14 protein-coding genes are annotated in these 12,013 nt (G+C 27.3%); 8 read left to right on the forward strand and 6 right to left on the reverse strand.

The annotated features are described in order from the left end of the window. Positions 1-4 precede the first annotated feature (4 nt). The 3 genes from ACTT9X_RS02860 to ACTT9X_RS02870 are packed head-to-tail and all read right to left on the reverse strand — an operon-like array spanning position 5 to position 3,446. Positions 5-571 (reverse strand): anthranilate synthase component II, encoded by a 567-nt coding sequence (locus tag ACTT9X_RS02860; RefSeq protein ID WP_145597565.1) that lies wholly within the window; start codon positions 569-571, stop codon positions 5-7. Beyond that, positions 571-2,028, reverse strand: a complete 1,458-nt coding sequence (gene trpE, locus ACTT9X_RS02865) for an anthranilate synthase component I (protein ID WP_440934641.1) — start codon at positions 2,026-2,028, stop codon at positions 571-573. The genes ACTT9X_RS02860 and trpE overlap by 1 nt, the downstream gene beginning before the upstream one ends. Further along, entirely contained in the window at positions 2,028-3,446 is a 1,419-nt protein-coding gene (locus ACTT9X_RS02870) for a SurA N-terminal domain-containing protein (RefSeq protein ID WP_440934189.1), read from the reverse strand. Before ACTT9X_RS02870 ends, trpE begins: the two co-directional genes overlap by 1 nt. A 56-nt stretch (positions 3,447-3,502) precedes the next feature. Here ACTT9X_RS02870 and tpiA point away from each other — a divergent pair, with 56 nt between their 5' ends. The 8 genes from tpiA to ACTT9X_RS02910 are packed head-to-tail and all read left to right on the forward strand — an operon-like array spanning position 3,503 to position 9,954. After that, positions 3,503-4,243 (forward strand): triose-phosphate isomerase, encoded by a 741-nt coding sequence (gene tpiA / locus ACTT9X_RS02875; protein WP_440934190.1) that lies wholly within the window; start codon positions 3,503-3,505, stop codon positions 4,241-4,243. A 6-nt stretch (positions 4,244-4,249) separates the two neighbouring features. Then, on the forward strand, positions 4,250-4,549 hold the full coding sequence (gene secG, locus ACTT9X_RS02880) for a preprotein translocase subunit SecG (protein WP_440934191.1): 300 nt from the start codon (positions 4,250-4,252) through the stop codon (positions 4,547-4,549). A 44-nt stretch (positions 4,550-4,593) separates the two neighbouring features. Next, the gene (locus ACTT9X_RS02885; protein ID WP_440934192.1) at positions 4,594-6,210 is read left to right on the forward strand and encodes a CTP synthase; all 1,617 of its coding nucleotides are present in this window, start codon (positions 4,594-4,596) and stop codon (positions 6,208-6,210) included. Beyond that, entirely contained in the window at positions 6,207-7,031 is an 825-nt protein-coding gene (kdsA, locus tag ACTT9X_RS02890) for a 3-deoxy-8-phosphooctulonate synthase (protein ID WP_440934193.1), read from the forward strand. Before ACTT9X_RS02885 ends, kdsA begins: the two co-directional genes overlap by 4 nt. Beyond that, positions 7,031-8,287: a phosphopyruvate hydratase gene (gene eno, locus ACTT9X_RS02895; RefSeq protein ID WP_440934194.1), complete on the forward strand. Its 1,257-nt coding sequence runs from the start codon at positions 7,031-7,033 to the stop codon at positions 8,285-8,287. The genes kdsA and eno overlap by 1 nt, the downstream gene beginning before the upstream one ends. Continuing rightward, positions 8,287-8,589 (forward strand): FtsB family cell division protein, encoded by a 303-nt coding sequence (locus ACTT9X_RS02900; protein ID WP_440934195.1) that lies wholly within the window; start codon positions 8,287-8,289, stop codon positions 8,587-8,589. The genes eno and ACTT9X_RS02900 overlap by 1 nt, the downstream gene beginning before the upstream one ends. Beyond that, positions 8,579-9,499 (forward strand): lipoyl synthase, encoded by a 921-nt coding sequence (gene lipA / locus ACTT9X_RS02905; protein ID WP_440934196.1) that lies wholly within the window; start codon positions 8,579-8,581, stop codon positions 9,497-9,499. Before ACTT9X_RS02900 ends, lipA begins: the two co-directional genes overlap by 11 nt. Beyond that, positions 9,499-9,954 carry a type II toxin-antitoxin system RatA family toxin gene (locus tag ACTT9X_RS02910; RefSeq protein WP_440934197.1) on the forward strand — a complete coding sequence of 152 codons (456 nt, stop codon included), beginning with the start codon at positions 9,499-9,501 and terminating at the stop codon, positions 9,952-9,954. The genes lipA and ACTT9X_RS02910 overlap by 1 nt, the downstream gene beginning before the upstream one ends. Here the strand turns inward: ACTT9X_RS02910 and ACTT9X_RS02915 are convergent. From ACTT9X_RS02915 to ispF, 3 genes are read right to left on the reverse strand one after another with little or no spacing between them, the layout of a single operon-like run. After that, on the reverse strand, positions 9,947-10,411 hold the full coding sequence (locus ACTT9X_RS02915; protein ID WP_440934198.1) for a CinA family protein: 465 nt from the start codon (positions 10,409-10,411) through the stop codon (positions 9,947-9,949). The genes ACTT9X_RS02910 and ACTT9X_RS02915 overlap by 8 nt on opposite strands. Beyond that, a complete protein-coding gene (locus tag ACTT9X_RS02920; RefSeq protein ID WP_440934199.1) occupies positions 10,411-10,902 on the reverse strand; it encodes a phosphatidylglycerophosphatase A family protein in 492 nt (163 codons plus the stop codon). The genes ACTT9X_RS02915 and ACTT9X_RS02920 overlap by 1 nt, the downstream gene beginning before the upstream one ends. Next, positions 10,899-11,999 (reverse strand): 2-C-methyl-D-erythritol 2,4-cyclodiphosphate synthase, encoded by a 1,101-nt coding sequence (ispF, locus tag ACTT9X_RS02925; protein WP_440934200.1) that lies wholly within the window; start codon positions 11,997-11,999, stop codon positions 10,899-10,901. Before ispF ends, ACTT9X_RS02920 begins: the two co-directional genes overlap by 4 nt. Between the last annotated feature and the right edge of the window lie 14 nt (positions 12,000-12,013).

Below are 12,013 nucleotides of genomic sequence, written 5' to 3' on the forward strand. Positions count from 1 at the left end.
AAATTTAATTGTTAATAAAGTTTTTAAGAATTTTCATTCCAAACTTAGTTTTAATACTTTCAGGATGGAATTGTACACCATGAATATTAAATTTTTTATGTTGTACACCCATTATAATCCCATCTTCTGTCTCTGCTGTAATCTCTAGATCTTTTGATAAGGTTTTTTTATCAATTACCAAACTATGGTATCTGGTAGCTTCAAATATATTTGGGAGGTTTTTTAAAATACCAATTTTTTTGGATTTAATTTTGCTTGTTTTGCCATGCATTAACTTTCTTGCTTGAACAATTTTTGATCCAAAAACTTGTCCAATTATCTGATGACCTAAACACACTCCTAAAAAAGGTAATTCTTTGTATAATGAATTCAATATTTTAATACAATTGCCAGATTGATTTGGGTTGCCTGGTCCTGGTGAAATAACAATTTTATCATATTTCTTTTTAATGATTTCTTTAGAATTAATTTTATCATTTCTAACTACATCAACTTTAACATTTAATGAGGAGATATAGTGATACAAATTAAAAGTAAAACTATCGTAATTATCTATTAACAATACTTTCATTATCTTAAAGCATTAATTAAAGCTTTTGCTTTGTTAACTGTTTCCTCATATTCATTTTTAGGTTTACTGTCTGCAACTATACCCGCACCTGCTTGTACATAAAATTTTTTATTTTTAGCAACTGCAGTTCTTAAAGCTATGCATGTATCAAATTCCCCATTTGCAGAAAAATATCCAATTCCACCAGCATAAACTTTTCTTTTTGTTGTTTCTAATTCATCAATAATTTCCATAGCTCTAATTTTTGGAGCTCCAGAAACAGTACCTGCTGGAAAACCAGCTAAGAGCGATTTAAATTTTGAAAATTTTTTATTATATTCCCCAACTACATTTGAAACTATATGCATAACATGAGAATATCTTTCAATAATGAAGCTTTCTGTAACTTTTACCGAATTTATCTTTGAGACTTTGCCAGCATCATTTCTACCCAAATCAAGTAACATCAAATGTTCTGAAAGTTCTTTTTTATCTTTAAGAAGGTCTTTTTCATAAAACAGATCTTCTTTTTTAGTTTTACCCCTTGGTCTAGTTCCTGCAATTGGTCTTACAATAATTTTATTATCCCTAAGTCTTACAAGTATTTCAGGACTTGCGCCAATTATTTGAAAATCATCAAAATTGAAGAAAAACATAAAAGGAGAAGGGTTTGTTACTCTTAGTTTTTTATAAATATCTAATGGTTTCTTTGTTAATTTTGCCTCAAATCTTTGGCTTAAAACAACCTGAAAAATATCTCCTAATTTAATATATTTTTTTGCCTTATTAACCATTGATAAAAATTTATTTTTTGAAGTGTTAGATTTCACTTTTATATTTTTTGATTTTTGAATTATTTTTTTATCAATATTTTTAATTGATGACTGAATGAGTAATTTAAACAAATCAGATTTAATTTCTTCATATTTATTTTTATAGTTTTTAATTTTTTCATCTTTAAAAATGTTAGATATGTAAAAAATTTCTTTTTTTAAATTATCATGAATGACTAAAGTTCTTGGACGTAGAAGTCTTACATCTGGCAAATTAAGATCGTTTTTACAATTATTTGGAATTTTTTCTATGTATCTGATTGTATCATAAGAAAAATATCCAGAGATTAACGAGCAAATGTTAGGTAAATTTTTGGGAGTTTCAAATTTGAAATCTTCAATGATTTTTTCAATTAATTTATTTGGTTTATCATTTAATTTCCTTTTTTTATTTGTTTGAATTAGATAAGAATTATTATTATTAAATTCCCAAATTTTATCAGGATTTTTACCAAATATTGTATATCTACCTTTGATTTTACCTTTTTCTACAGACTCAAATATAAAACTATTTTTTTCCTCTAGGAAATTATCTATTAGGTTTAATACTTCCTCATCATTTTTTACTTTCTTTTTAGTAAAGATAATTTGATTTTTTTTGCTTCTGTGTCGAAACTTAAAATTTTTGAAGCTTCGATTAATAATCATTTGAAATAATTTTTAACTCTATCAATAGTTTTTTGATTTAATTGAACTTGATACTTATCATTAAGTAATTGATCATACGATTGTAAGATGGTTTTTCTATTATTTGTATTTTGGCTATTTACAAATTTAAGATATTTTTCATCTGCTTTGTTAAATGAATTTTTATTTGTTCCGGTAATTTTTACTAAAAAAATTTTATCTTCTTTATTTACTAGAGCAAAAGAGTTTACAGGTAACGCATAAAGCATTTTTACTGAATTAATATCAATGAGTTTGTCATCTTCTATAGAATTAATAGAAGAATATTCCTTATTTGAACCTGCAAGTTCTTCAAATTTTGAATTATCAAATTCCTTTTTTTGAATTTCTTCTATAATTTCTCTATTGTAATCAAATTTACCTTTTTGATATATTAACTCAACTATTTCTCCTTTAATGATTTCATCATTTAAATCTGGAGCTCGATCATATTGATTATCAATATTATAAAGTAAAAAGTTATCACCACTTTCTATCAAGTCTATTTTAGATGCTTTCTTAGAATAAATTAGATCTTCATTTATCTGTTTACTAGAGCTGGGTGCAAACTCATTTACTTCAATAATGTCAACATTTATATCTTCTAATATAGTGTCAAATGCACTTCCTTGAGAAATTTTGTTTTCAATTGAGTCTATTTCATCAAAAAACTCTTGGTTAAATTCTTCTATACCAATTAGATTTTTTGGATTTAAAATCACATACTTAAAATCTATATATTCTCTTTTTAATTGATCCTTATTTTCATCAATAAATACTTCAATTTCATTTGCTGTGTAATCATTTTTTGTTTTATATAGATTTTCCATATCAAAATACTCGATGTCTAAGGATTTATTATTTTCTTCAAACTTTTTTTCTATCAAAAAATTTGGTGTAATTGTTCCAGCACCAATAAAATCAAATAAGTGTTTCTGTAATTCTCTATTTTTTAATTTTAATTCAAACATTGGAGCTGACAAGTTGTTGGATAGCAAAAATTTTTCATATTTAATTCTTTGAAAAGCACCATTTTCATCTTGGAAATTTTTATTTTCTTTAATGTTTTTAAGTATGGTTCTTTTGTTAATTGAAAGATCAAAGTCTTTAATTTCTAAATCAATCAATGTAGTTGAAATTAATCCTGATAATAATTCTTCAATAATATTGTTGTCTAAATTATCCCGAATAGCTGCTTGTGAAATGCCACTTTGATTCACATAATCAATAAAATCTTGAGTTGTTACATTTGTTTTATTTATTTTTGCAATATTGTTTTGATTGTTTGTACTAAACCCACCACCAAAACCACCAAAACCAAAAGCAATGATGATTATGACAATTAACACCAATCCACCAAGTTGTTTCCAGCCTAAGTTTTTTAATTTTTCAATCATAGCGTTATAAATTTATTGATCTGTAAAAAACAAATCTATAGATTAAAAAGTCAATTATGACAAATAAATATATGTATTTTGTAGCTAATTGGAAAATGTTTGGTGATTTAAGATCTCTAAATTCACTCGATAAAGTAATAAAGTTTTCAAAAAATAATAAAAAAAATAAGATAAAAATAGTTTATTGCCCACCAAATACATTAATACGTCCATTATCGAGAAGATTTAAAAAAACAAAAATAGAGGTTGGTGCCCAAAACTGTCATCACAGCTATGACTACGGCGCGCACACTGGCCAGGTAAATTCTAATATGCTTAAAAATGTTGGAGCAAAGTATGTTATTTTGGGACATTCAGAAAATAGACAACTAGGTGAGACAGATAATTTAATTAATTTAAAAATAAAAAGTGCAGTTAAATCAGGTCTCAAAATTATATTTTGTATTGGCGAAACCTTGAAAGAAAGAAGACAAAAAAAAACTAATCAAATTTTGAAAAGACAAATTAAAAAAGGATTAAAATCGATAAAGAATAAATCCAAAATTATTATAGCCTACGAACCGGTATGGTCTATTGGTACAGGTGTAATTCCAAAAGAAGCTGATTTAAACAAAACTATTTCATTTATTAAAAGTAGATTTATTAAAAATTATCCAAAAATTTTATATGGTGGATCTGTAAACACTAATAACGTAAGTATATTAAAAAAAATTCCCAACATTGATGGTTTTTTGATAGGAGGCGCATCACAAATTTCAAAGAAATTTATTGATATAATTCAAAAAACCATTAATTAGACCCACATGGAAACTTTATTATTAGTAATCAACATCATACTTGCAGTTATTTTAGTTCTTTTGGTTTTATTGCAAAAATCAGAGGGAGGTGCTCTTGGTATTGGAGTTTCACAAGAAAATTTTATGTTATCTAGATCAGCAGGCAGCTTCATGACAAAAGCCACTGCAATTGTAGCAACACTTTTTATTATTTGTAGTCTGGCTCTAACAATAATTTCTAGAGCAGAACTTACTCCTACGGAGTCAGTATTGGATACAGTTGAGGAAAAAACTGAAGACACGCCTTCAATTCCAGAAAACAATTAATTAATCCTTTTCAATTCATTTTTTATTCGCTATAAGATACTTCCATGGCGCGATATATATTTGTCACTGGCGGCGTGGTTTCCTCCCTTGGTAAAGGTCTATCTTCTGCATCCCTTGCTTATTTATTACAATCAAGAGGTTACAAAGTTCGTTTAAGAAAATTAGACCCATATCTAAATGTCGATCCAGGAACAATGAGTCCATTTCAACATGGTGAAGTTTTTGTAACAGACGATGGTGCTGAAACAGATTTAGATTTAGGTCACTATGAAAGATTTTCTGGCGTTACTGCAAAGAAAACCGATAACATCACAACTGGAAAAATTTACAGCGATGTTCTTAAAAAAGAAAGAAAAGGTCAGTATTTAGGTAAAACTGTTCAAGTAATTCCTCATATCACAGATAGAATTAAAGAATTTATAAAACACGATACATCTAAAGAAGATTTTGTAATTTGTGAAATAGGAGGAATAGTAGGTGATATAGAAAGTTTACCGTTTGTGGAAGCGATAAGACAATTTTCCAATGATATTGGTAAAAAAAATGCATTATTTATTCATTTAACTTTAGTTCCTTATTTAAAAGCATCGGATGAAATAAAAACAAAACCAACACAACACTCAGTTAAAGAATTAAGAAGCATTGGTATTCAACCTGATATTATTATTTGTAGATCAGAAAGACCTATACCTTTAGACCATAGAAAAAAAATATCTTTGTTTTGTAATGTTGATATTAAAAATGTAATTGAAACTGTTGATGTTAAAACTATTTATGAGGCTCCGATTAGTTTTTTCAATCAAAAATTAGATATTCAAGTTTTAAATTATTTTAAATTAAAAACAAAAAAATCTGCAAATTTGAATCCTTGGAAAAAAATAACTAAAATTACTCTTAATACTAAAAGACATGTTAACATTGCAATTATTGGAAAATACGTTGAATTAAAAGATGCTTATAAATCTTTAGATGAAGCACTAACTCATGGAGGAATATCCAATAATCTTAAAGTTAATTTGGTTAGAATAGATTCTGAAAAATTAAAAGTTTCAGAAATAAAAAATAAACTTAAAAATGTTTCAGGAATTCTAATTCCAGGTGGGTTTGGTAAAAGGGGAACTGAGGGTAAAATTGAGGCGATAAGATATGCAAGAATAAATAAAATTCCATTCCTTGGAATTTGTTATGGAATGCAAATGGCAATAATTGAATTTGCTAGAAATCAATTAAAGATTAAAAAAGCGACTTCTTCTGAGTTTGATAAAGGCGGTGTCCATATTATTGGCTTGATGCATGAATGGGAAAAAAGTGGAAGAAAAGTTAAAGGTACAGATAAAGACTTAGGAGGCACCATGAGACTTGGTTCTTATGATGCAATTTTAAAAGATAAATCTAAAATTAGAGATATTTATAAATCTAGATTAATCAAAGAGAGACATAGACATAGATATGAAGTGGATATTTCATATAAAGAAAAATTTGAGAAGAAAGGATTAATATTTTCAGGTTTATCTCCAGATCATAAGCTTCCAGAGATAGTAGAATTTAAAAATCATCCTTGGTTTATAGGAGTTCAGTTCCATCCTGAATTTAAATCTAGACCTTTGAACCCACATCCTTTATTCTCTTCTTTTATCAAAGCAGCAAAAAATCATAGATGAGTGCGATTAAAGTAAATTGTGAAAATATAGAAATTTCAAACAATAATAAGATTTGTATTATTGCAGGTCCATGTCAGTTAGAGACAGAGCAACATGCAATGGATATGGCTGGAAAAATTAAGGAAATTACTTCAAAATTTGGCCTTGGATTTATTTACAAAACCTCATTTGATAAAGCGAACAGAACTAGTTTAAAAGGCAAAAGGGGAGCAGGGTTAGATGCATCACTTCCTGTATTTGATAAAATTAAAAAGGAGCTGAACGTTCCTATTTTAACTGACATACACAATGCTGAACAATGTGAAATTGTTTCAAAACATGTTGATGTTTTACAAATCCCAGCTTTTCTATGTCGACAAACAGACTTATTAATTGCTGCCGCTAAAACAAATAAAATTATTAATGTAAAAAAAGGTCAGTTCCTAGCACCTTGGGATATGGTGAATGTAACTAAAAAAATTTCAGACTCAGGAAATAAAAATATCCTAGTCACAGAAAGAGGTGCAAGTTTTGGATACAATACTTTAGTCTCTGACATGAGATCATTACCTATAATGGCAAAGAATGGTTATCCAGTAATTTTCGATGCAACTCATTCTGTTCAACAACCAGGTGGCCAAGGTGAGACCTCTGGTGGTCAAAGAGAATTTGTTGAATATTTAGCAAGAGCTGCAGTTGCGGTTGGAGTTGCAGGTGTATTTATTGAAACACATCAAGACCCTGATAATGCTCCATCAGATGGACCAAACATGGTACCATTGAATAAATTAGAGAATCTATTAAAACAATTACACGATATAGATAATCTGATTAAAAAATAGTGAGTAAAATTTTAAAAGTAAAAGCACGTCAAGTCTTTGACAGTAGAGGAAATCCAACAGTAGAGGCAGAGGTTTATATTAAAAATAATAGCGCATCCGCTATTTGTCCCTCAGGTGCTTCCACAGGAACTTTTGAAGCTTTTGAAAAAAGAGATAAAAATAATAAACGGTATTTAGGAAAAAGTGTTTTAAGTGCAGTTAACTTAGTTAACACGAAGATTTCAAAAAAATTAAAAGGACAAAGTATCCATAATCAAGAAAGAATTGATGCTTTGTTAATTAACTTAGATGGCACAAGACAAAAAACAAACATAGGAGCTAATGCGATGTTAGCTGTTTCTATGGCTGTTAAAAAACTGTCTGCAAAAACAAAAAAATTACCTTTGTATAAAACTTTTTCTCAAAAAAATAACTTTCAATTACCTTATCCATTAATGAATATTATTAATGGCGGAGCGCATGCAAATAATGGTCTTAGAATTCAAGAGTTTATGATTAGACCTGATCGAGCAAAAAGTTTTTCCGAAGCGATGCGGATTTGTTTTGTTGTTATTAAAAACCTAAGTAAATTAATTAAAGATAAAGGCTTATCAACATCAGTAGGTGATGAAGGTGGTTTTGCACCCATGATCAGTAGCAATAATCAAGCTTTAGATTTAATTGTGAGTGCAATTAAAAAATCGGGATTTGTTAATGGTAAAGATGTTTCTATTTGTCTTGATGTGGCTGCTAATGAATTATATAAAAAAAACAAATACTCTATTCATTCTAAAAGTTATATTTCAGTTGATAAATCCATTAAAGAATATCAAAAAATTATAAAAAAATATAAAATTAAGTCTATTGAAGATCCATTTGCTGAAAATGATTGGTTAGCATGGAATAAATTAATGAAATCAATAAAAAAAGTTCAGATTGTTGGAGATGATTTGTATGTGACAAATCTTGAAAGATTAAAGAAAGGTTTCTTAAATATTTCTTCAAATTCTATCTTGATCAAGCTAAATCAAATTGGCACTGTTTCAGAAACTCTCGATGTAATTAAATTCGCACAAATAATTGGATACAAAACAATTATATCTCACAGATCAGGTGATAGTGAGGATACGTTTATTGCTGATTTAGCAGTTGGCACTAACTCAAATCAAATTAAAACAGGATCTTTAGCTAGATCTGAAAGAGTTGCAAAATATAATCAATTAATTCGTATTGAAGAAGAACTTGGAAAAAAAGCGAGGATGAATAAGATCAATTAATGCTTCGATTAATAAAAAAAAATTATTTTTTATTAATATCAGTTTTTCTTATTTTTTATTTTGGTTTCAACCTAGTATCTGGAGAAAGAGGTCTTTTTTCGTATATAGAAAAAAAGGAACTTTTGTCTAACTTGAAAAAAGAAGAATTAACCCTAAATAGCAAAATAGATGATATGAATCATAAAAACTCACTTCTAAGCACTAATTTAGATCTTGATTATATTGAGACTTTGATTAGAGAACGATTTTTGTTTGGTAAAAAAAATGAGACAATTTATATAATTAAAAAAGATGAAAAGTAGACATCCAGAAAAAGAAAATAAACCGATTAATCCAATTAAAAAAAAACCTGAATGGATTAGATCTAAACTTACAAATAGTAAGGAATTCTTTTTAACGAAAACAATAGTAAATAATAATAATCTTGTAACTGTTTGTCAGGAGGCAAACTGCCCTAATATAACCGAATGTTGGAGTAAGCGACATGCAACCTTTATGATTATGGGAGACACCTGTACAAGAGCTTGTGCTTTTTGTGATGTTAAAACTGGTGTACCAGGAAAATTGGATCAACTTGAACCTGTAAAGATTGCAGAAGCGGTAAAAAAATTAAATTTAAAACATGTTGTGATTACCTCAGTGGATAGGGATGATTTAAATGATGGTGGATCTAAACATTTTTTTGAAGTAATTAATCAAACTAGAAAATCAAACCCAAATACTACTATTGAAGTTCTTACACCTGACTTTTTAAGAAAAGGAGATGCTTATAAAAAAGTTTTAGATGCTAAACCAGATGTTTTTAATCATAATATTGAAACTGTACCTAGTCTTTATTTAAAAGTTCGACCTGGATCTAGATACTTTGCATCTTTAGAACTTTTGAAAAATGCAAAAAAAGTTAATAAAAATATTTTTACTAAATCTGGAATAATGGTTGGCTTGGGGGAGACAAGAGATGAAATTTTACAAGTCATGGATGATTTAAGAGCTGCAGATGTCGATTTCATAACGATTGGTCAATATTTACAACCTTCAACTAAACATTATCCATTAGATCGATATTACACGCCAAAAGAGTTTGAAGATTTAGGAACAATTGCAAAAGCTAAAGGATTTTTGTTAGTGTCTTCATCCCCTCTAACCAGATCTTCATATCATGCAGATGAAGATTTTGAGAAACTTCAACAAAATAGATTAAAAAATAATTAATGCCAAAAGCATCAGTTAAGCGATTAATTGATAACAGAAAAGATAAGCTAATTGAGTTTGTTTTAGATATTGAAAAATACCCAGAATTTATTCCTTTCTGCGATAATTCAAAAGTTTATGAGAGAAGTGATAACGGCGATACAATTAATATAATAGCGGATCTTACAATAGGTAAGGGGCCGTTTAAGGATACATTTAAAAGTGACGTTAAATTAAATAAAAAAAATGATCATATTCATGTTGTTAATTTAGGTGGACCATTAAATTATTTAGAAAACAATTGGAAATTTATTGAGGTAGGAAATGATACTGAAGGTTATAAAACAGAAGTTTTATTTGATATTGATTTTGAAATCGAAAATAAGTTTTTAAATATTCTAATGACGAAATCTTTTCAATTTGGTTTAGAAAAAATAGCAGACGCATTTCAAAAAAGAGCTGAAAGTATTAAATAATTTTACTGATTATCTCAATTACGGTACGAACAGTTGATTTTTGAATTGAATTACGATTTTTTGATTTAAATTTATTTTCTTTTATAAGCAGAAATTTACCTTTTTTGACCCCAATATAAACAAGGCCAACAGGTTTTCCTTTTGATCCACCTCCTGGTCCAGCAATTCCTGTAATTGAGATGTTGATTTTACTCTTTGAAATTTTAGATAAATTATGAACCATAGCCTTACAACATTCTTGGCTTACCGCACCATATTTTCTAATAATATTTTTATTAACCTTTAGTATCTTTATTTTAGCTTGATTAGAGTAAGTTGTTAGACCCATCTCAAAGTATCTTGATGAATTGGCCAATTTAGTGAAATTATGAGCAAGTAATCCACCAGTGCAAGACTCAGCTACGGATATAGTTAATTTTTTTTTAACTAATTTTTTATGAAGAAATTGAATACTCATTAGAATTTTAAGCTTATTAAATATATTAATATCATTGAATATACACCTGCCATTATATCGTCCATAATTATTCCAAAATAGTTCTTATGATTTTTATCAAAATAACTTACTGGAAAAGGTTTTAGGATGTCAAAAAATCTAAACAAAACAAATGATAAAATATAATAAATTTCAATTGAAATACTTATTTGATTAGTTTGATTTAAATACAATAATAAAATTAAAGGCATGGATTGACCCAATACTTCATCGATTACTATTTGTCTTGGATCTTTATTTTTAAATTCAGATTCAGAGTCTTTAACGGCATAAAATGAATAAATAAATAAAACTATAAAAAAAATAATTGAAAACTTAAGATCTGTGTAGCCTAAAATTTCATAAGCGATATAAATAAAAACAGTTGTTACAGCAGAGGTAACGGTTCCAGGAATTTTGGTTAAATATCCATAACCAAAGAAAGTGGACAACAAAACATTTATTTTTTTCATTGCGTTATTGAGCAGATAACTTCACAAGCTATTGCTTTTTCCTTTCCAATTAATCCTAGTTTTTCTACAGTTTTACCTTTTAGGTTAATTAATTTTTTATCAATATTTAATAAATTAGATATAGATTTAATTATTTTATCACGATACTTTGAAACTTTTGGTTGTTCACATATCAAATTTATGTCTAAATTAATTATATAAAAACCATTTTTATTCAATATTTCAACAACGGGCTTTAACATTTTAGAAGATCTAATATTTTTATATTTTTTTTGATTATCTGGAAAAAAAGTACCAATATCTTTTTTTCTCATAGCACCAAGAAGAGAGTCTATTATTGAATGAATAATTACATCTCCATCTGAATGTCCTATAAGTCCTGAGTGATAAGGAATTTTTGTACCACCTAAAAAAAGTTTTTTTCCTCTTATTAATCTATGAATGTCAAAACCTATACCAAAATAAGTTTTATTGCTTTCTATATCTTCTTTAAATGTAATTTTATTATTTAAATTTTCTCCTCTAATAAATTTAACTTTTAAATTATTTTCAATAAATAATGTTGCCTCATCAGTAATTTTATTTTTTTGTTTATTTGAAAGAACATATAAATCTTTAAATTTAAAAGCTTGAGGGGTTTGAGTTAAAATTGAATTATTTCTATTTAAATTAAAAAGTTGTTTTTTTACTTTGTATTTAATGGAATCTTTTGAATTTATATAAGGTATTACGACTTTATTGTTTTTTAGTGATTTAATTAGATTTTTTAAAAGCTTAATACTGAAATTTGGTCTTGCTGCATCGTGAATAAGAACATTATTAGGTTTAAATTTTTTTATATATTTTAAAGCTATTAAGGAAGAATCAGATCTTTCTTTACCACCTTTTATAATTGATACATTTTTAGGAAATTTTTCTTTAATGCTTTTTTTATTATTTACGACCAATATAATTTTTTTAAACAGCTTTGATTTAACTGCTTTTTCTAAAGAATGTTTAAAAAGAGCCTTGTTTTTATAAATATTGAATTGCTTTGGTTTTTTTGAATTAAATCTTTTGCTTTGTCCTGATGCTAGTATTATAAAATAATTATTCATTTATATGGTAGTTT

Source organism: Candidatus Pelagibacter sp. (assembly GCF_052049855.1).
Taxonomy (GTDB): domain Bacteria; phylum Pseudomonadota; class Alphaproteobacteria; order Pelagibacterales; family Pelagibacteraceae; genus Pelagibacter.

Bases quoted from the DNA above. Each gene is read 5' to 3' on its own strand.
- ACTT9X_RS02920 (WP_440934199.1), bottom strand. From the start codon at position 10,902: ATGAAAAAAATAAATGTTTTGTTGTCCACTTTCTTTGGTTATGGATAT.
- lipA (WP_440934196.1), top strand. From the start codon at position 8,579: ATGAAAAGTAGACATCCAGAAAAAGAAAATAAACCGATTAATCCAATT.
- ACTT9X_RS02870 (WP_440934189.1), bottom strand. From the start codon at position 3,446: ATGATTGAAAAATTAAAAAACTTAGGCTGGAAACAACTTGGTGGATTG.
- ACTT9X_RS02900 (WP_440934195.1), top strand. From the start codon at position 8,287: ATGCTTCGATTAATAAAAAAAAATTATTTTTTATTAATATCAGTTTTT.
- ACTT9X_RS02885 (WP_440934192.1), top strand. From the start codon at position 4,594: ATGGCGCGATATATATTTGTCACTGGCGGCGTGGTTTCCTCCCTTGGT.
- ACTT9X_RS02915 (WP_440934198.1), bottom strand. From the start codon at position 10,411: ATGAGTATTCAATTTCTTCATAAAAAATTAGTTAAAAAAAAATTAACT.
- ACTT9X_RS02860 (WP_145597565.1), bottom strand. From the start codon at position 571: ATGAAAGTATTGTTAATAGATAATTACGATAGTTTTACTTTTAATTTG.
- ACTT9X_RS02910 (WP_440934197.1), top strand. From the start codon at position 9,499: ATGCCAAAAGCATCAGTTAAGCGATTAATTGATAACAGAAAAGATAAG.
- ispF (WP_440934200.1), bottom strand. From the start codon at position 11,999: ATGAATAATTATTTTATAATACTAGCATCAGGACAAAGCAAAAGATTT.
- kdsA (WP_440934193.1), top strand. From the start codon at position 6,207: ATGAGTGCGATTAAAGTAAATTGTGAAAATATAGAAATTTCAAACAAT.
- secG (WP_440934191.1), top strand. From the start codon at position 4,250: ATGGAAACTTTATTATTAGTAATCAACATCATACTTGCAGTTATTTTA.
- tpiA (WP_440934190.1), top strand. From the start codon at position 3,503: ATGACAAATAAATATATGTATTTTGTAGCTAATTGGAAAATGTTTGGT.